This is a genomic window from Staphylococcus caeli (genome assembly GCF_900097965.1).
In the GTDB taxonomy this organism is placed as follows: Bacteria; Bacillota; Bacilli; order Staphylococcales; family Staphylococcaceae; genus Staphylococcus; species Staphylococcus caeli.
This window is the reverse complement of the sequence record NZ_FMPG01000011.1, coordinates 1-18,344: the sequence shown is the minus strand read 5'-3', so window position 1 is coordinate 18,344 and position 18,344 is coordinate 1. Positions and strand designations below refer to the sequence as shown.

The window sequence follows — 18,344 nt, the reverse complement described above, 5'->3', positions numbered from 1 at the left end:
TTTGACTTTCATCTCAAAACTCAGTTGAAAAGCGCATAACTTTTCAAAGTATTTAAAATTTTCTTTAATATAAAAAAATTGATATAATAATATCTAATAAAATAAAGGGGGAAATATGATGACAAGTTTAGAAACTTATTTCAAAAACAGTCAACCGCTTGATCAATATATCGAGGCAATGACTCAAAACAAAGAGAATATAGAAACAATATACAACTCTTTCTCTTTACCGCAAGATGATAATAGAATCGAAACACTTAAATCATCAAGTTATTCAAAGGTTTTAGTAATAACAGAAGATTGGTGTGGGGATGCCATGATGAATGTACCTGTATTGAAGCATATCAGTGAAGCTTTAAACTTAGAGGTTCGTGCATTTCACCGTGATGAAGACACTAAACTCATAGATCAATATTTAACAAACGGTACTTCTCGTTCAATCCCTATATTTGTATTTCTAAATGATGATTACGAGCAACAAACAGTTTGGGGACCACGTGCGAGACAAGTCCAACATTTCGTTGACGAAACGCGTGCCAATCTCCCTGATAAAACTGATCCGACATTTGAAGACAAATCAGCAGAAGCTCATAAAATTATGACCAATCGCTATAAAACAGATTCACAACTTTGGAAATATGTTTATGATTCTATAATCGAAAAACTAATTACAAAATAACACATAAAATAAGATGTATGAATCATGCTGTAGTAACCGCACATTCATACATCTTTATTTTTATTACATTATCGGTTAACTATAATTATGTTAAATATCTTTCTTAGCTGAATAGAATAGGTTTACAACAAATAATATAACGATAGATGCCGATGTAATAAACCATTGCCAATTAGTAAATGTATAACTTCCTGAAGTTGTTTTAGATGTTAAGTAACTAAATGGAATATATTTTAATGAATCTTGAATATTATCACCAATTTTAGGAATCATAGGTAAAAATGGTTCTGCGAATGGCACTATAAGTACAAGGAAAATACCTAGTGTAAATATAAGCGCTGTCTTCGGAACAATTAATGAGAATAGATATAATAATAAACCAAAGAATAAATGGAACATCATAAAGAACCATAGTAAATCAAAAATCTTTTTCGTCTTAATATTTTCTCCGTCTACAAAACCTTGGATGATAAGTACAATTGCAACAAGTAAGGCAGTCATCAATATTGCAATTAAAATAATTGAAATTAATTTTGTTACTACGTAACCCACACGGCTTGATGTTTTATTCATGTAAAGCTGAATAGTACCTTGAGAAATATCTCTCGTAATTGTTTTAATTACAAAGAGTAATCCCATAATAGAAAAGAACCAGCTACCGATTGATAATAATGTATTTCCATTCATTTTATCTGATTGTTGGACAAATAAGATTGTGAAACCAATCATTGGAATTAATGTTAAAAGTATTGCTAAGTATGTTAATGGGCTCTTAAAAATGCTATACATGTCATATTTTACAAGTTGTAAACTATTCATTATTGGCCACCTTTCTGATTAATATTGAAGTAAGTATCACGAAGAGAACTTTTACGTGTTTCAATAAATTCAGGGAATATGTCTTTGCTTGCTAACCCTTTAAGCACATCTTGATAACTCTTTTGTGCTTTAATAATTACTTCACCACTTGCTTCTTGCGTTTGAATCACATCAAAGTGTTCGTTTAAATATGTTACACCCGCTTCGAAATCCTTGTTATCAAGTATTAATACTGTTGAATCTGAAGGTGCTCCTTCTTTCATATCAACATCTTGTACGAATATTCCATCTCTTAAGAAAACTGCTCTGTCACAAATCAATTCAATATCTTCAAGTTTATGACTTGAGATTAAGATTTTCATCTCTAATTGTTTTACCAATGATTGAATTGTCTTAAGTACATCAATCGAACCATCTGGATCCATACCATTTGTTGGCTCATCTAGAATCAGGTATTTAGGTTTATTCATTAAAGAAACTGCAATAGCTAACTTTTGCTTCATACCCATTGAGTATTTTTTCACTTTTTTCTTAACATAAGGTCTCATGCCAAACGCATCGATGATTTGATCTGCATATTTTTTATCAAAACCGTTACCTAATACATTAGCGAATAGTTTTAAATTATATAATCCTGATTTATTATCATATAGTTTAGGATGTTCAATTAAATAACCAATATTTTCTTTACTACCTAATTTGACATCACCTTTATAATTGATGATATTTCCATTCATAACTTTCATAAGTGTTGTCTTTCCGACACCATTTTTACCAATTAAGCCAACAATTTGGCTATGACCAAAATCAAATTCAATATTATCGAGTACAGTGTTATCGCCATACGTTTTTGTAATATTTTTTAATTGCATAAATGCGCCTCCTTTATTTTTTAAATAATTTTTTATATTGAATCCAGTAATTCATGACAAGGAAAACAATACTCAAAGCTAAGAACCCATAATTAAAAGCAGGTTCAACATAATCAAGAATTGTAATCTGAACTTTAAATATACTTACCGCCGCTAATGCCAAAAGCACTGCAACGATTGGTATTATAATAAGCATTACCAATAAATACATTAAATAAGAAATGTAATCGGTTTTCTGTTCGACATACCGTTTAAATGCAATCGGAATTGCAAAAAAATTGATTGCAATATAGGAATAAGGTAATGTCAAATTAAATTTGACTTCACTAGCCGCAACATTAGAATTTGGAATGTTAAATAAGGATAATATAGCTGCCCCAACTAGCGTAAATATAATCATTGTTACATAATTTGCATTAAGCATATCTCTTTTCGATACGGGTAAGCTTCCAAAAAAATCATATGCCATTGGGTGTCCAAGTTTAGCATTCAAACGAAACACATGACCTGAATCAAGTACCGATACAAATAGTAACAACATTGCTACCGTAGAATATATTACTTTTGTATAAATAGAGTTATTTTCAATAATTAACTGTAGCGGAGAAATCAGTAATAACAAACTGTAAATGATAATTGTCCATTTACGTAACTTAATATTTCTAATCAGTAAATGCTTCACGTACTGACCTCCCCATCTACATGCTGACTCACATCGTGATGACCTTTTTCAAGATAAACCATCAGTTCTTCTATTGTTGGCTTTGTAATTGCAACTTCATTACCAAACAATTCTTTAAACACTTTCGCATGTGTTGTAAGTACCGTGTAACCCGTCTTATTCATTTCAACATAATACGATAATGATTTAAGTTCATCGTCTAACTGACTGACGTCACCTTTCACTATTTGATATTGATTCAAAATATTATCTAAAAATTGATCCAAGATAATTTTTCCATCTTTAATATAAACGAGATAATCAGCAATTTTTTCTAAATCTGAAATAATATGTGTAGATATAAACACTGATTTACCCTCATCAATTAACTCTGCTTGAATAATATCTAAGACTTCATTTCTAACAATTGGATCCAACCCCGAAGTTGGTTCATCCAATATAAAGAGTTCTGCATGATGGCTAAAGGCAATTGCGATAGACAATTTCATCTTCATCCCAGTTGAAAAGGTTTTGATTTTTTTATTAAAAGCTAAACCAAATTTATCCAAGTAAAAGAGAAAACGATTATGATTCCATTGACTATAAAAGGGAGCTATGTATGACTCAATTTTTTTTACAGTCCACTTTTCATTTAGATATAATTCTGAATAAACAAACCCAATTCTATCTTTAATCTCGACAGCATGTTCATTCATAGATTTATTAAATAAATGAATCTCACCTTTATCTGGTTCAATTAAATCCATAATTAATCTAATAATTGTTGTCTTACCTACACCATTAGCGCCAATAAAACCTGTCACAAATCCTTGAGGAACTTGAAAAGAAACATCGCTTAATTTGAATTCTTTATGCTGATAGCTCACAGCATTCAATTCTATTGCGTTCATTCTTCACCCTCCTCAAAAATCAGCTCTATGATTTCTTGTAATTCAGGTAAAGACATGCCAATGGTCTTTGCTTCTTTACTAATAGATTTCGCCAGAGATTCAATCACAATAAACTGTTTCTCTTTCAAAATTGAACTATCTTGTTGCTTCACGAAGGTGCCTTTGCCCCTAATTGTGAATACAAAACCATCTTTTTCCAAATCTTCATAAGCACGTTTCGTAGTAATCACGCTCACACTTAAATCATGCGCCAATTCTCTCATTGACGGTAAATGTTCACCCGGTGCAACATATCCCTTTAATATGTTCTCTTTAATTTGTTGCTTAATTTGTTCATAAATGGGTCGTTCACTACTATTTTTCAAAAGTATTTTCATGGACGTCCTCCCCTACAACTGTATATGCACAATATATACAATATATACACACTTGTAAAGAGGAAAATAACAATTAATTGTATACTTTTTAATATTTACGTTGTGTTTTGCATCGATTTAAAAAAACGAAAAACACCTTTTAAAATACCCACTATTTAGAGTGTTTACTTTAAAAGGTGCTTTCATCAATCACAGATTAAGAGTATCTAATTCATTTTTAATTATTGGTTTTTGTTATTTCGTTTACGTTTGTTATTATTTCGATTAATAAAAGCACAAATCATAAACATGATAGCAGCAATCAGCAATTTAATTCCTGAATCTTCTTGGCCCGTAGCTTGTAAATAGTAGCCAACAATAAACAAGACAATCGCAATAATTACAAATATTTTCGTTAAATGTTTCATATTTTCACCTCAAACAATTACATTGTATCAAATTATTAGATTTATGCTAAGCATGACATGATGAAATTAATAGTTTTTATTATTATCTACATTGTATCATTATATGAAATTTAAGTTTTATTACCATGCAATGGATAACACTATGTTATATGTCTTATTATTAAATAAATTAATCAACGTGATCTATAATGCACAATTCAATTTATTGTTTGCAGAATTATAACGATGATGATAAAATTGTAATTGTATCCACGAATTATATTACACAACCCCAAGTCTGCGCCATCAGACTTGGGGTTTTTTGTGTAAGGCCACCTATTTGTCTTTCCATTTACTTTCTAACCAAACACGGAATACAACAAGTAAGCTACCTGTTAATAAAGTTGTAATCATTTCTTGCCACCACGATATCATATTACACCTCCCACAGAAAAAAGTACCATGCAGGATTTCGATGGCCTGACTATATTTTAACATAAAACAGAACGTATGTTCGTTAAAATGTGCAGATTTTTTAAAATTTAAGTCCAATATAGTTACGATACTTTAATTTTAAGCTATTTCAAGATAATATATAAGTATCACTGAAAAAGTAAAGAGAGGTTGACCTACAATATGAATCCTTTAGCCTTAGATTTAAATGAACAATTATCTAAATCAAACCCTGAAATTGCTGATATGCTATCAGATTTAGGTAAACTAATGTACTATCCAAAAGGAATTTTATCTCAGTCTGCAGAAGCTAAATCTACGAAATATAATGCTACGATTGGTATGGCTACACACAAACATGGCAAAATGTATGCAAATACACTAAATGATGTATTTACTAAACTTGAGCCAGATGAAATCTTTCCTTACGCACCACCACAAGGTATCGAGTCGTTACGCGATTTATGGCAACAAAAAATGTTAAAAGAAAATCCTGATTTAACGGCTACAGACATGACACGACCTATTTTAACCAATGCTTTAACGCATGGCTTATCATTAGTGGCAGATATGTTCGTAGATAGTGGCGATACAATATTATTACCTACACATAATTGGGGAAATTACAAACTTGTATATAGTACTAGACACAGTGCTGAAATTGATACTTATGATATTTTTGATGAAGATGGTCATTTTACAACAGAACATTTAATTTCTTCTCTTGAAAATTATAAAAAAGACAAAGTCATGCTCATTTTGAATTACCCAAACAACCCTACTGGTTACACACCTACTAAAGATGAAGTGAAAGTTATTGTTGAAGCTATTAAATCTTTAGCAGAACGTGGTACAAATGTCATTGCACTCGTAGATGACGCTTATTACGGTTTGTTCTACGAAGATGTATATACACAATCCTTATTTACTGCATTAACAAATTTACACATGGATAATGTGCTGCCAATTCGTTTGGATGGTGCTACCAAAGAATTTTTTGCATGGGGACTCCGTGTTGGATTTATTAGCTTTGGTGTATCAAATGAGACAACTAAACAAGTATTAGAAGCTAAAGTAAAAGGATTAATTAGAAGTAATATTTCTAGTGGACCAATGCCTTCACAGAGCGCAGTCAAATATGTATTAGAAAATGCTGATACTTTTAATAAAGAAATCCAACAGAATATTGATACATTACAAGCAAGATATGAAGTCACTAAATCAGTCGTATATGACAAACAATACACTTCATATTGGCAAGCATATGATTTTAATTCTGGCTATTTTATGGCATTAAAAGTAAACAACGTTGATCCAGAACAATTACGTTTACATCTTATCAATGAATATTCAATAGGTATTATTGCATTAAATAGTACAGATATTCGTATCGCATTTAGCTGTATTGAAAAAGAAGATATACCACACGTATTCGATTCTATTGCTAAAGCAATTGCGGACTTACAAAAATAAATAAATTTTCATAAAAAACGGAGATTGTCTAAAATGGACAATCTCCGTTTTTTATTATTATTGTTGTTGTTTTAATATACGTGACATTTCTTCAATTTTTCCTGCATGTAGTGGTATATGAATTGCATTGAGTACAAGTAATTCATTTAACGTGTTACAGCCTGCAATAGTCTCTGTAAGCTCTAGTTCCAACTGTTCGTCAGTCAGTTTTCTAGCACGATCCGGTAATGTTTTTAAGTAACTAAATATTTCGTCTATAGAAGGGACATCTTCATCTCCCCATTGTTGTGGTGATGTACCATATCCGAATAGGCTTGTATATTTCACAATATCAACTTCATTCTGTTCACATAGTGAGAATGCACTTTCGAAAATCGTCAATACATGTCCATACTGCCAATGGATTGTGTTGGGGAATGCATCAATCTTGTCATCGAGTAACTGCTCATTATTCCAATTATCGTATGCTGACATTAAATAATGAACACCCGAATCAATAACCTCATAAACTGTTGCTTTTGTCATAATTTAGCTCCCTTTCATATTAAAAATGAAAAAAATATTAAATCATGTATAAGAACCGTTACTAATTATACTTTTCTATATTACCCTAAATTGCATTAATGCATTCATATTATATAAAGTATTTATCTTTTTATATAGAAATACTAAACTAAACTCGCAAATTACTTACTGATATTGTTTAAAATATGCTTCATTGAGATGATTTAAATCAATATTTTCAATTTGTAGTGTTACATGTTCCAAACCATGTTTATTTCTCAATAACTCAGATACTTTATTTATCGTTGCATAAGGAGACTGGATATACTTATCGCTCAAAACGACATGTGCACTTAATGAACTATGGTTCGTTGTAATACTCCATAAATGAAATTCATGGACATCAATGACACCTTCAACTGATTTCATATCATCTATAATGGCATCTGTTTGAAATTCATCCGGCACACTTTCCATAAGGACTTTCCATGCATTTTTCGTAATTTTAAAACCACCATTTAAAATGATTAAAGATATAATGATACTAATCACTGGGTCGATAATATACCACCCAGTAAAATGTATTAAAATTACAGCCACAATAACACCTACAGAATTTAATAAATCTCCCATAAAATGCCACAGCGCGCTTTGAATATTGACATTGTCTTCTTTCTTCAAAGATCTGACTAAAATCAGTGTTAATATGATATTTACTATCAGTCCAATACTAGCAATAAATACCATTAAACCACTTTCAACCTGTTGCGGATGAATAATTCTTACAATACCTTCATATAATATCCATAAAGAGATAACCATTAAGGCTAAACCGTTAAGAAAAGCTGCTATAATTTCTAATCTTAAAAATCCAAAAGTATATTTTTGAGTAGGTGCTTTGCTTGCAAAATATATAGCAACCATTGATAAACCTAATGCTAATACGTCACTTAACATATGAAATGAATCTGAAAGCAATGCTAATGAATTAGCAACAATTCCTCCAACAAACTCAATAATAGTAAAAATGATTGTAATTATTAACGAAGTCCAAAGTGTATATTTAGAGCTATTTTGAAATTTTCTATGATCTACATGGTGAAAATAATTTGTTTTTCTATCCATTTATTCACTTCCTTAAAATGATAATTTAATCATAGCAAAATTCTTCGTTTTTAAATAGAAAAAATACAAAGTTGCCCAAAACTTTACTTGTTTATTTTAAAACTTTTAATTGATGTTAGTATTACAATCAATTTTCTAGCTAAAAATTCAAAACATAAAAACGCTATCCAAAAGTTCAATGAACCAATGGATAGCGTCAATAAAATATTTTATTTTATCAAAGTTGTAGTAACCATCAATTACTTTTACATCATACCTGGCATTCCGCCCATACCTGCTTGAGCGTCATTATTATTGTCTTCAGGAATGTTTGCCACTACTGCTTCTGTAGTAAGGAACATTGCGGCTACACTTGCAGCATGTTGTAGTGATGAACGTGTTACTTTCGTAGGATCAACGATACCTGCTTCTAACATATTCACCCATTCATTTGTAGCTGCATTGAAACCAACACCTACATCTGCATTTTTAAGTCTTTCAACGATAATTGAACCTTCTAAACCAGCATTTTCAGCAATTTGACGTACTGGTGCTTCTAAGGCTTTTAATACGATATTGATACCAGTTGCAACATCGCCTTCAGCTTCTATTTTAGCTACCTTATCGTACACATTCATCAATGCAGTACCACCACCAGCAACGATACCTTCTTCGACAGCTGCTCTAGTAGAATTTAATGCATCTTCAATACGTAATTTACGTTCTTTAAGTTCTGTTTCACTTGCAGCACCAACTTTGATTACAGCAACGCCACCAGCTAATTTCGCTAAACGCTCTTGTAATTTTTCTTTATCAAAATCAGAATCTGTCTCATCAATTTGTGCTTTAATTTGACTCACACGTGCATCGATACTATTTTGATCGCCATCACCATCAACAACAGTTGTATTGTCTTTTGTAATTTCTGCTTTATTCGATGTACCTAACATGTCTAATGTGGCATCTTTTAACTCTAAGCCTAAATCATCTGTGATTACTTGTGCACCTGTTAGAATAGCTAAGTCTTCTAACATTGCTTTACGACGATCACCGAAACCTGGTGCTTTTACAGCTACAGCAGTAAATGTACCACGCATACGGTTAAGTACGATGTTCGTTAAAGCATCACCTTCAACATCGTCAGCAACAATTAAGATTGGACGATTAGATTGAACAACTTGCTCTAATAACGGTAAGATATCTTGGAATGAAGAAATCTTTTTGTCTGTTATTAAGATATATGGTCTTTCAAGTTCAGCAACCATCTTATCTGAGTCAGTAACCATGTATGGTGATTGGTAACCACGATCAAATTGCATACCTTCTACAACTTCTAATTCTGTGTTAAAGCCACTTGATTCTTCAATTGTAATAACACCGTCATTACCTACTTTTTCCATTGCTTCAGAAATATATTTACCAATTTCTTCATCTGCAGCAGAAATTGAACCTACTTGAGCAATTTCATTTTTATTATCTACATTTTGTGAAATTTCATGTAATGCTTTAATAGCTACTTCAACAGCTTTGTCGATACCTTGACGCAAACCTACTGGATTGGCACCACTCGTTACATTTTTCAAACCTTCTTGAATCATAGCTTGTGCTAATACAGTAGCAGTTGTCGTACCGTCCCCAGCAATTTCATTAGTCTTATTAGCAACTTCTTGTACTAATTTTGCTCCCATATTTTCATATGGATCTTCTAATTCAATTTCTTTTGCGATTGTCACACCATCATTAGTAATCAATGGTGAAGTATATTCTTTATCCAATACAACGTTACGACCTTTTGGTCCAATTGTAACCTTAACAGCATTTGCTAATTTGTCTACGCCTCTCAACATCGCTTGGCGTGCATCTTCAGAGAATTTTAAATCTTTTGCCATAACTTTTATACCTCCATGATGTGTTTCATATTTTGTTATATCTCGTTTTATTTATATGTGTCTAAAATTTATTTATGCTTCAATAATTGCTAAAATATCATCTTCGTTAACGATTAAGTATGTTTCGTCACCACGTTTAACTTCTGTTCCAGCATATTGTTGGAACACCACATTGTCACCTTCATTAACTTCAGGAGCAACACGAGAACCATCTTTTAAAATACGTCCTGCACCTACTGCAATTATCGTACCTTCGTTGGATTTCTCTTTCGCGCTATCTGTTAATACAATACCGCTTTTTGTTGTTTGCTCTTGCTCTGTTTTTTGAATAATTACTCGGTTACCTAATGGCTTTAACATTTTTAGTTCCTCCTTCAAAGTATAAAATGTTTAGCACTTTAAGTTGGTGAGTGCTAATCTATTTTCTATAATAATCAAAGTTGGTCAACATTTCAAGTTAAAACCATCGCCCTTTAATTTTGTCTAAATCTCTTTTTTACGATAAAATGAAACATCATATAATATTTTGGAGGTTTATTATGTCTCGTTTATGGATATCCATATTGACATTAGTTATTTACGGTCTAGCACAATTTGGTGTCATTTTATTACATATGTTTGGTTTGTTTGACAATTTAAGCAAGAAAGAACTACTTTTCGCAAATATTTATACACAAGTCGGGCTATTTATTGTTGCAGCCATTTTAATATCTATTCTAAATATATTTATTTCTAATCCTACACGATTAGAACAAGAACCCAAAACAAGAAAAACATTTATCGGTCTATGGGTACTAGGTGGATATTTTGCAGTCATGATTTATCAAATTATTGCTGGCATGATTAATATGTATGTATTAGGTGGACCACAAACAAGTCCTAACACTGAACGGCTTATGAAAGTGGCACAAGAAATCCCACTTTTCATTATTTTAATATCAGTTGTTGGCCCTATTTTAGAAGAATTTGTTTTTAGAAAAGTAATATTTGGCGAACTGTATCAAATCATTCACGCTAATAAAAAAATTAAGTTCTTGATAGCTGCAATTGTAAGCTCCGTAATTTTTAGTGCTGCACATGCAGACCCATCATTTTTTGTCATCTACTTTGGTATGGGTTTTATTTTTGCTGGATTGTATACCCTAACCAAAAGAATTTGGGTTCCTATTTTGGTTCACATGATGCAAAATGGCTTCGTTGTCATTATCCAAGTATTAGTAGGTCCTGAAAAATTAAAGCAAATGCAAGAGTCCACGTCGTTTATATTTCATTTCATACTTTAAACATAAAAGGAAGCACGTATGCATAGTCGCATACATGCTTCCTTTTTTATGATTCTAAGTTATTTGTTGTTCTTTTTTTACGATTTACAATATATCCTAAAACAACACCTATGAAAATAATGAGCATAGCTGTAATTGATGCAAAAAGTGCGCGTTCAAATTTAATATCCATAGCATTAGTTGATGACTTATCTTTTGTTTGTGTCATTTCTTCGTCACTACTTGAATGATATTCATATTTTCCAGATGAATCCTTACTAACCGGTTTTTTCAAATCTGGCATTGACCCAATATCTCCTGTAATCAATGCTAAAACTTGTCTATCTAAATTTTTATAGTAATCTCTATTTTTCAAAGGATTAAAATACTGAAATTTAAAGTAGTTTGTACCCTTTTGTAATTCATTTAAAAATCGATTATCAGAAAAATTTTGCTTTCTTAGTATATTGGATAATTCTCTATCTGATACATTTTCACTATTTGAGCTTAATTGTTTGATTTGATTTAAAATAAACGGATTATATTTAAATGAACCTGCAGACATTTGATCAAATCGATTTAACCATTGACGCTCATTGGATGGACGTGTTTGGTGATTTGTACTGCCATTATTTGGTTGTGTGTATCCTTGGCTATTCGTGCTATTACCATTATCGCTATTATTATTTCCTTGATGATTTGAAGGTTGTTGTCCTGTATGATTTGTTCCTGATTGAATAGGTTGTGATGGATTGGGAGCTGGGTTTGTACCATTTTGATTCCCACCATGATTTCCAGATGGATTTGAGTTGCCTGTTCCACCATTATTTGGCTTATCGGGTTTGTTAGGCTGACCTGGATTGCCTGAACCACCGCCACTTCCTGGTGTTTCGCTTCCTCCACCTGTGTCGGGTTTATCTGGTTTATCTGGTCTATCTGGTTTATCTGGTTTATCTGGCTTATCGGGATTACCTGAACCTCCACCAGCATCGGGTTTATCCGGTTTGTCGGGATTCTCAGATCCTCCACCTGTATCTGGTTTATCCGGCTTGTCTGGATTCTCGGATCCTTCACCTGTATCGGGTTTATCCGGCTTGTCTGGATTCTCGTATCCTCCACCTGTGTCTGGCTTGTCGGTGTCTCCTGTATCTTCTCCGTCATCTCCAGTATTATTAGTTGGTCTTTCTTCCATTGTATTATTATTAGTTGATGTTAAAAAATCAATCGAAGATAGTTTAGAACGATTTAAATCGTCTTCAATCATCGACTTTGTTTTATTAAATGGGACTTTTTCATTCAATTGAACTGAATTTGTTAATTGATTATTTTTTGAAGCAAACATATCATCTTCAGATGCTTGCGTTGTTTTTGAAATAAATGCTGTACTTATTACAATTGCGAAACTAGACATTAAAAACTTATGTGTGTGATATTTTTTCATGGGCTCACCTCCATTTTAGTATTTCTTTTATTCATATTTAGTATATAAGAAATACTAAAACATTTCATTAAAAGTCGGTTTATTGAAAGGAAATATTAATATTTTTGAAATTAAGTTAATACCTATTTACAAATACAAGTATAATTATTATACTAAATATACAAAATAAATTATTGATAAGGAGTTTTTCCATGGGATTATTTAATAAAAAAGCTTCAGCCCTTGAAAGTTTACAAAATGCAATCGAAACAAGACGAACAATATATAGTCTAGACAAAGAAATTTCAATTTCTGACAAAGAAGTAGAAAACATTATCGAACATGCAATCAAACATGTACCTTCTTCTTTTAATTCACAATCTACACGCATTGTATTATTATTGGAAGAAAAGCACGATAAATTTTGGGATATTACTAAACAAGCCTTAAAAAATACAATGGGACATGATCGTAATTTCCAACCAACTTCTGATAAAATTGATAATTTTAAACATTCACATGGTACGATTTTGTACTATGAAGATGAAGCCGTTGTTGAAGGTTTACAAAATCAAATGCCAAATTATGCTGAAAACTTTGCGATTTGGTCTAATCAAACGAACGCTATGCATCAATTTGCAATTTGGACTGCATTAAGTACCGAAGGAATTGGTGCTTCATTACAACACTATAATCCACTTGTTGATGTAGCTGTTGCAGAAGCTTTTGATATTCCTACTTCGTGGAAACTTGTAGCACAAATGCCATTTGGTAATATTCGTGAAGACGCGGGAGATAAAGCATTTCATGATGTAAACGAACGTTTCTTAGTTAGAAAATAAATATTAATAATATGTAGTATTTAAGAAAGCGATGAGTAATCATTGCTTTTTTATTTTAAGGAATGTATTTTGAATTATATGATAATATCTAGTATATTTAATTTAATAATTTAATGAGGGTGATGGAAATGAATATTGAGATTTTCCAATTTAAAGTTGAACCAGCAAATGTGGCATTAAACGAAGAAACAATTGAAAAATGGTTTTCTAATTATGTGACGTCTGAGACTGATGTCGTCGTGTTACCAGAAATGTGGAATAATGGCTATGCCTTGCCACAATTAAAAGAATTATCGGATACTCAATTATCAAGAAGTTATGAATTTATTTCCAAACTTGCCATTCAATATCAAGTTGATGTCATTGCAGGATCGGTTTCTAATGCTATGAAAGAAAAAGTTTATAATACTGCTTTTGCAGTTTCAAAAAAAGGCCATTTAATCAGCAGTTATGATAAAATACATTTAGTTCCTATGTTAAATGAACCTGACTTTTTAAACCCTGGAAATGCAGTTCCAGAACCATTTCATTTATCTAATGGTATTAAAGCAACTCAAATTATTTGTTATGACTTGCGTTTCCCAGAATTATTGCGTTATCCAGCACGTAAAGATGCAGAAATTGCATTCTATGTTGCACAGTGGCCACAAGTGAGATTAAATCATTGGTTAGCGTTATTAAAAGCACGCGCAATTGAAAATGATATGTATATTATAGGATGTAATGGTTGCGGTGAAGATGGACAAACAAAATATGCAGGACATTCAGTTGTCATAAATCCCAATGGCGAAGTAGTTGCAGAACTTGGTAATAAACCTGATCATATCACATGTGATATTGAAATATCCGAAGTAGCCAAACAGCGTGAAGCAATACCTGTATTTAAAAATTTACGTCCCCATTTATATAAGTAATAGAAAAAACCGTGAGCTTGGGAGGGACTCACGGTTTTTATAACTTATTATTAAGGGAATGTTTTTTACAGTTATTTCTCTATCTATTTTTTGGGGATGTTATTAATTATGAAAAAATTTAGTGAATTTACCGATTAAAATGATAAATTGAATGATGTTACGATAGCTTACATGTTTAAACTTTAAATTGTCTCTGTTATAGACAATGTTAAAATGGTATTTGAATAAGAGACTGGGAAGGTTCTCTAAATTCAAATAAGGGATTGCTTAATTACATTAAGCGCGTTGTGTACCTGAAAGTATTATTTTACGAAATCACTAATTCTTGCTGAGAAATGGTTTGTCACTACATCAGCCTCCTCTTGTTTGTAATCAATTAATTGAAAAACGAGAACTAAATTTGTAACTATTACAACTATACGAAGAAAGTACAGTTACATAATTAGTGTGTTAACTAGACCCCTGCTCAAAAGTCTAATCAACGTCATCATTCAACCAGAATTCAAACAATTTTGATTAAACGATTTGTAAAATGTAATCACTTCTTTGTGATACAAGTACATTTAACCATGATTTATTAATTTTTCGTAAAAAATTCCCTAACTCGTCACAAATCCTTCCTAACTGTTTTCAAAAATATGATAAAATTAGTCAGATTAGTCAGATAAGTAATTTATACAGTTAGGAATTCAAAATGTACAGTTAAGCAATAAGACGCATAAAACTTAATTTAAATTGTATAATACGGTCAAGGAGAGAAACCAACATGGTAAAATTTATTGATGATAAAATAGACAATTTTGCTAGGCGCTTACAACAACGAAATGGCTTAGACCGAATTGAATATTTAAAAATGCGTCTCGGCATGCAAGTTTTCGTCAGCAATATTTTAAAAACAATTGTTATTTACGGGGTTTCAATCCTATGCCATTTATTTTTATACACACTAACTGTACATTTATCGTTTTTTCTAATCAGGCACTTTGCACATGGTGCACATGCTAAAAACTCTTTACTTTGTTATTTGGAAAGTCTGTTTTATTTTGTTTTACTTCCTTGGTTTGTCGGGTATATACAAGTGTCAAGTGTATTAATGTATTGTTTAGCCTTTTTCGGGTTAATTGTACTGATTATATACGCACCGGCTGCTACTAAAAAGCAACCAATACCTGACCGACTAAAAAGAGGAAAGAAAACCAAAACAATTATGGTAACTGTAATATTGTTGATAGTGTCATGCTTTCTACCTAAACCATATCAACAATTAATGTTACTAGGTATTACAATTATATCAATTTTACAATTTCCAATATTTTTCCCTAAGGAGGATTATTAATTATGAATATTTTAGAATCTATTTTTAAATTAATCGCTAAATTCTTTTCTGTAATCGGTGCAATGTCAGGAGTTAGACCATGTACTGCATTTGCTGACGAGCCTGAAATCCCAAAAGAATTAACAAAACTTTACGAATAATAGTTACTTAGAAAGTGTGTAAAATATGGCGTTTTTTATTTCATTGTTTTTATCATTACTTCAAGCTATACTTTTGTTTTTTAACATTAAAGTTTTAAATGAGATTAAGTTTACAAAAAGGGATTATATTTCAATTATTGGAATTATAATTCCTTCTATTGTTTTATTCTTATTTATAAATAGTCATGCAATTGTCTTTTTATTCATTGCAAGTCTAGTTTTTATGTATATTAAAAGAAAGTTCATTGGTATTGTATCTGTTTTAATATGTTTCTTTATTATATATATGGCGAATTTCAGTAGTCTGTGGTTAAGTAGTTTAATTGTCGATATTATTGTTGTGAAATATAATTTTTCAATATTTTTTGCAATTACATATACTCTATTTTCATTAATCTATGTTTATATCTCAAAATTTTTCATTAAACAATTAACAAAATCATATTTATCATTAAATAAAGTATATTTAATTTTAGTAAGCCTTTTTTTACTTACAATCTTAGGTTTAATTTACATTTATATACCAAATCAAAACGTTTCATTCGGCGACGCTAAATTCATTTCAATTTTATATGCAATTGTTATCATTACTACTGCAATTCTGATTATTACTATTTCCTTCAGTATTGTTCGTCAAATTCAATATAAACGAAATATGCAGGAAATTGAAAACTATTATAAATATACGTTGCAAATAGAGAAAATTAATAATGAAATGCGTAAGTTTAGACATGATTATGTTAATATTTTATCGACTTTATCTGACTTCATTAGAGAAGAAGATATGGAGGGTCTTAGAAAATATTTTCGATCTGAAATTTTACCTATGCAGGATAGTATGCAAATGAATGCCATCAAAATTAATAGCATTGAAAACTTGCATGTCCGTGAAATTAAAGGCCTGTTAACAACCAAAATATTGCAAGCGCAAGAAAAAAATATACGTATCAGCATAGAAGTACCAGAGCCTATTGACAAAATTGATATGCCGATTATTAATTTAAGCAGAGTTATTGGTATCTTATTGGATAATGCGATTGAGGCTTCGGAGAAAATCGAAGACGACCCACTAATTCGTATTGCGTTTATTAAAAATGAGGATGCCGGCGTCATGTTAATCGTCATGAATAAATGTGAGCCTGATATGCCTAAGGTGCATACGCTATTCCAAGAGAACTTCTCAACTAAAGGGAAAAATCGTGGCCTGGGTCTATCAACTTTAAAAGAGTTGACGGATGCTACTACGAATGTTTTATTAGATACAACGATAGATAACAACTACTTTATTCAAAAAGTAGAAATACTAAATACAGATTCATAAGGATGTGTAACTATGAAAATATTCATTTGTGAAGATGATGAAAGACAACGCGAGCATATGGTTTCTATTATTAATAACTACATCATGATAGAAGAAAAACCGATGGAAATCGAAGTTGCTACAGCTGATCCTTATGACATCTTAGAACGTTCAAAAAACCTTAATGACATTGGTTGTTACTTCCTAGATATTCAACTTGAAGCGGATATCAATGGTATTAAGCTTGCAAGTGAAATTCGGAAACATGATCCAGTTGGTAATATTATTTTTGTTACCAGTCATAGTGAATTAACTTACTTAACGTTTGTTTATAAGGTCGCAGCAATGGATTTCATTTTCAAAGATGATCCAGACGAATTAAAATCAAGAATTATAGATTGTTTAGAGACGTCCGAATCAAGACTTAAATTATTGTCTAAAGAGAGTAGTGTCGAGACAATTGAATTGAAACGTGGTAGTAATTCTATTTATGTTCAATATGATGATGTCATGTTCTTTGAGTCATCTACTAAATCCCATCGTTTGATAGCACATCTAGATAATCGTCAAATTGAATTTTACGGTAACCTTAAAGAATTAGACCAATTAGATGACCGCTTTTTCAGGTGTCACAATAGTTTTGTGGTAAATAGACACAATATAGAATCGATTGATTCGAAATCACGCGTTGTTTATTTTAAAAATAGCGAACATTGCTACGCATCTGTTAGAAACATCAAAAAAATATAATACATAAAAAGCAAACCTATTAGCCATTATAGCTTAAGGTTTGCTTTTTTATTTGAACATATTATCTTATATTAAGCCTCTAGTCCCTCTTTAACTTCTGGCTGTACACTTTTAACGGTTGGTGAGTAAAATCATCAATCGTTTTTTTTATGTTTGAATACAAAAAAAGCACAAATATCTCTATAATTATAAGCGACGAAACCATAATTAAGGAGAGATATCTGTGCCGTATACTTATAATAAAACAAATTA

At 31.3% G+C, this 18,344-nt stretch carries 21 protein-coding genes; 9 read left to right on the top strand and 12 right to left on the bottom strand.

Features of this window, described 5'->3' with window-relative positions; genetic code table 11:
• Window positions 1-118 precede the first annotated feature (118 nt).
• Complete coding sequence (locus tag BJS11_RS10135; protein ID WP_069996610.1) at window positions 119-679, top strand: thioredoxin family protein; 561 nt, start codon at window positions 119-121, stop codon at window positions 677-679.
• Between the two features lie 90 nt (window positions 680-769).
• On the opposite strand, the gene pmtD is transcribed toward BJS11_RS10135, so the two are convergent.
• From pmtD to BJS11_RS13960, 7 genes are all read right to left on the bottom strand, one after another.
• Complete coding sequence (gene pmtD / locus BJS11_RS10130) at window positions 770-1,498, bottom strand: phenol-soluble modulin export ABC transporter permease subunit PmtD (RefSeq protein WP_069996609.1); 729 nt, start codon at window positions 1,496-1,498, stop codon at window positions 770-772.
• Window positions 1,498-2,370: a phenol-soluble modulin export ABC transporter ATP-binding protein PmtC gene (pmtC, locus tag BJS11_RS10125; RefSeq protein WP_069996608.1), complete on the bottom strand. Its 873-nt coding sequence runs from the start codon at window positions 2,368-2,370 to the stop codon at window positions 1,498-1,500. The genes pmtD and pmtC overlap by 1 nt, the downstream gene beginning before the upstream one ends.
• A gap of 13 nt (window positions 2,371-2,383) precedes the next feature.
• A complete protein-coding gene (pmtB, locus tag BJS11_RS10120; RefSeq protein WP_069996607.1) occupies window positions 2,384-3,052 on the bottom strand; it encodes a phenol-soluble modulin export ABC transporter permease subunit PmtB in 669 nt (222 codons plus the stop codon).
• On the bottom strand, window positions 3,049-3,942 hold the full coding sequence (pmtA, locus tag BJS11_RS10115) for a phenol-soluble modulin export ABC transporter ATP-binding protein PmtA (protein ID WP_069996606.1): 894 nt from the start codon (window positions 3,940-3,942) through the stop codon (window positions 3,049-3,051). Before pmtA ends, pmtB begins: the two co-directional genes overlap by 4 nt.
• Window positions 3,939-4,319 (bottom strand): PSM export ABC transporter transcriptional regulator PmtR, encoded by a 381-nt coding sequence (gene pmtR / locus BJS11_RS10110; protein WP_069996605.1) that lies wholly within the window; start codon window positions 4,317-4,319, stop codon window positions 3,939-3,941. The genes pmtA and pmtR overlap by 4 nt, the downstream gene beginning before the upstream one ends.
• 221 nt (window positions 4,320-4,540) lie before the next feature.
• On the bottom strand, window positions 4,541-4,726 hold the full coding sequence (locus tag BJS11_RS10105) for an SE1626 family protein (protein ID WP_069996604.1): 186 nt from the start codon (window positions 4,724-4,726) through the stop codon (window positions 4,541-4,543).
• A gap of 315 nt (window positions 4,727-5,041) precedes the next feature.
• Window positions 5,042-5,137: a Trp-rich small protein gene (locus tag BJS11_RS13960; RefSeq protein WP_245167166.1), complete on the bottom strand. Its 96-nt coding sequence runs from the start codon at window positions 5,135-5,137 to the stop codon at window positions 5,042-5,044.
• Window positions 5,138-5,341: 204 nt separating this feature from the next.
• Between BJS11_RS13960 and BJS11_RS10100 the strand changes: the two genes are divergently transcribed.
• The gene (locus BJS11_RS10100; RefSeq protein ID WP_069996603.1) at window positions 5,342-6,631 is read left to right on the top strand and encodes an aminotransferase class I/II-fold pyridoxal phosphate-dependent enzyme; all 1,290 of its coding nucleotides are present in this window, start codon (window positions 5,342-5,344) and stop codon (window positions 6,629-6,631) included.
• A 57-nt stretch (window positions 6,632-6,688) separates the two neighbouring features.
• Here the strand turns inward: BJS11_RS10100 and BJS11_RS10095 are convergent, their stop codons facing one another.
• From BJS11_RS10095 to groES, 4 genes are all read right to left on the bottom strand, one after another.
• On the bottom strand, window positions 6,689-7,156 hold the full coding sequence (locus BJS11_RS10095; RefSeq protein ID WP_069996602.1) for a DinB family protein: 468 nt from the start codon (window positions 7,154-7,156) through the stop codon (window positions 6,689-6,691).
• A 165-nt stretch (window positions 7,157-7,321) separates the two neighbouring features.
• Window positions 7,322-8,260, bottom strand: coding sequence for a cation diffusion facilitator family transporter (locus tag BJS11_RS10090; RefSeq protein WP_069996601.1), 939 nt, complete (start codon window positions 8,258-8,260; stop codon window positions 7,322-7,324).
• A 245-nt stretch (window positions 8,261-8,505) separates the two neighbouring features.
• Window positions 8,506-10,128 carry a chaperonin GroEL gene (groL, locus tag BJS11_RS10085; protein ID WP_069996600.1) on the bottom strand — a complete coding sequence of 541 codons (1,623 nt, stop codon included), beginning with the start codon at window positions 10,126-10,128 and terminating at the stop codon, window positions 8,506-8,508.
• A gap of 72 nt (window positions 10,129-10,200) precedes the next feature.
• Window positions 10,201-10,488: a co-chaperone GroES gene (groES, locus tag BJS11_RS10080; RefSeq protein ID WP_069996599.1), complete on the bottom strand. Its 288-nt coding sequence runs from the start codon at window positions 10,486-10,488 to the stop codon at window positions 10,201-10,203.
• Between the two features lie 179 nt (window positions 10,489-10,667).
• Here groES and mroQ point away from each other — a divergent pair, with 179 nt between their 5' ends.
• The gene (mroQ, locus tag BJS11_RS10075) at window positions 10,668-11,411 is read left to right on the top strand and encodes an intramembrane glutamic endopeptidase MroQ (protein WP_069996598.1); all 744 of its coding nucleotides are present in this window, start codon (window positions 10,668-10,670) and stop codon (window positions 11,409-11,411) included.
• Between the two features lie 46 nt (window positions 11,412-11,457).
• Here the strand turns inward: mroQ and BJS11_RS14005 are convergent, their stop codons facing one another.
• Window positions 11,458-12,831 (bottom strand): SdrH family protein, encoded by a 1,374-nt coding sequence (locus BJS11_RS14005; protein WP_069996597.1) that lies wholly within the window; start codon window positions 12,829-12,831, stop codon window positions 11,458-11,460.
• Window positions 12,832-13,022: 191 nt separating this feature from the next.
• Here BJS11_RS14005 and BJS11_RS10065 point away from each other — a divergent pair, with 191 nt between their 5' ends.
• The 6 genes from BJS11_RS10065 (at window position 13,023) to agrA (ending at window position 18,092) form a co-directional block, all read left to right on the top strand.
• The gene (locus tag BJS11_RS10065; protein WP_069996596.1) at window positions 13,023-13,652 is read left to right on the top strand and encodes a nitroreductase family protein; all 630 of its coding nucleotides are present in this window, start codon (window positions 13,023-13,025) and stop codon (window positions 13,650-13,652) included.
• A 128-nt stretch (window positions 13,653-13,780) separates the two neighbouring features.
• Complete coding sequence (locus tag BJS11_RS10060; protein ID WP_069996595.1) at window positions 13,781-14,566, top strand: carbon-nitrogen family hydrolase; 786 nt, start codon at window positions 13,781-13,783, stop codon at window positions 14,564-14,566.
• Window positions 14,567-15,332: 766 nt separating this feature from the next.
• Window positions 15,333-15,902, top strand: coding sequence for an accessory gene regulator AgrB (locus BJS11_RS10055; protein ID WP_069996594.1), 570 nt, complete (start codon window positions 15,333-15,335; stop codon window positions 15,900-15,902).
• A gap of 2 nt (window positions 15,903-15,904) precedes the next feature.
• Window positions 15,905-16,042, top strand: coding sequence for a cyclic lactone autoinducer peptide AgrD (agrD, locus tag BJS11_RS10050; RefSeq protein WP_069996593.1), 138 nt, complete (start codon window positions 15,905-15,907; stop codon window positions 16,040-16,042).
• Window positions 16,043-16,067: 25 nt separating this feature from the next.
• Window positions 16,068-17,363 carry a quorum-sensing sensor histidine kinase AgrC gene (agrC, locus tag BJS11_RS10045; protein WP_069996592.1) on the top strand — a complete coding sequence of 432 codons (1,296 nt, stop codon included), beginning with the start codon at window positions 16,068-16,070 and terminating at the stop codon, window positions 17,361-17,363.
• A gap of 12 nt (window positions 17,364-17,375) precedes the next feature.
• Window positions 17,376-18,092 (top strand): quorum-sensing response regulator AgrA, encoded by a 717-nt coding sequence (gene agrA / locus BJS11_RS10040; protein WP_069996591.1) that lies wholly within the window; start codon window positions 17,376-17,378, stop codon window positions 18,090-18,092.
• The last annotated feature ends 252 nt before the right edge of the window (window positions 18,093-18,344 follow it).

Bases quoted from the DNA above. Each gene is read 5' to 3' on its own strand.
- agrC (WP_069996592.1), top strand. From the start codon at position 16,068: ATGGCGTTTTTTATTTCATTGTTTTTATCATTACTTCAAGCTATACTT.
- BJS11_RS10095 (WP_069996602.1), bottom strand. From the start codon at position 7,156: ATGACAAAAGCAACAGTTTATGAGGTTATTGATTCGGGTGTTCATTAT.
- groES (WP_069996599.1), bottom strand. From the start codon at position 10,488: ATGTTAAAGCCATTAGGTAACCGAGTAATTATTCAAAAAACAGAGCAA.
- BJS11_RS10055 (WP_069996594.1), top strand. From the start codon at position 15,333: ATGGTAAAATTTATTGATGATAAAATAGACAATTTTGCTAGGCGCTTA.
- BJS11_RS10100 (WP_069996603.1), top strand. From the start codon at position 5,342: ATGAATCCTTTAGCCTTAGATTTAAATGAACAATTATCTAAATCAAAC.
- BJS11_RS10090 (WP_069996601.1), bottom strand. From the start codon at position 8,260: ATGGATAGAAAAACAAATTATTTTCACCATGTAGATCATAGAAAATTT.
- pmtR (WP_069996605.1), bottom strand. From the start codon at position 4,319: ATGAAAATACTTTTGAAAAATAGTAGTGAACGACCCATTTATGAACAA.
- BJS11_RS10065 (WP_069996596.1), top strand. From the start codon at position 13,023: ATGGGATTATTTAATAAAAAAGCTTCAGCCCTTGAAAGTTTACAAAAT.
- pmtC (WP_069996608.1), bottom strand. From the start codon at position 2,370: ATGCAATTAAAAAATATTACAAAAACGTATGGCGATAACACTGTACTC.
- BJS11_RS10060 (WP_069996595.1), top strand. From the start codon at position 13,781: ATGAATATTGAGATTTTCCAATTTAAAGTTGAACCAGCAAATGTGGCA.
- BJS11_RS14005 (WP_069996597.1), bottom strand. From the start codon at position 12,831: ATGAAAAAATATCACACACATAAGTTTTTAATGTCTAGTTTCGCAATT.
- agrD (WP_069996593.1), top strand. From the start codon at position 15,905: ATGAATATTTTAGAATCTATTTTTAAATTAATCGCTAAATTCTTTTCT.
- pmtD (WP_069996609.1), bottom strand. From the start codon at position 1,498: ATGAATAGTTTACAACTTGTAAAATATGACATGTATAGCATTTTTAAG.
- BJS11_RS10105 (WP_069996604.1), bottom strand. From the start codon at position 4,726: ATGAAACATTTAACGAAAATATTTGTAATTATTGCGATTGTCTTGTTT.
- pmtA (WP_069996606.1), bottom strand. From the start codon at position 3,942: ATGAACGCAATAGAATTGAATGCTGTGAGCTATCAGCATAAAGAATTC.
- BJS11_RS10135 (WP_069996610.1), top strand. From the start codon at position 119: ATGACAAGTTTAGAAACTTATTTCAAAAACAGTCAACCGCTTGATCAA.
- mroQ (WP_069996598.1), top strand. From the start codon at position 10,668: ATGTCTCGTTTATGGATATCCATATTGACATTAGTTATTTACGGTCTA.
- groL (WP_069996600.1), bottom strand. From the start codon at position 10,128: ATGGCAAAAGATTTAAAATTCTCTGAAGATGCACGCCAAGCGATGTTG.
- agrA (WP_069996591.1), top strand. From the start codon at position 17,376: ATGAAAATATTCATTTGTGAAGATGATGAAAGACAACGCGAGCATATG.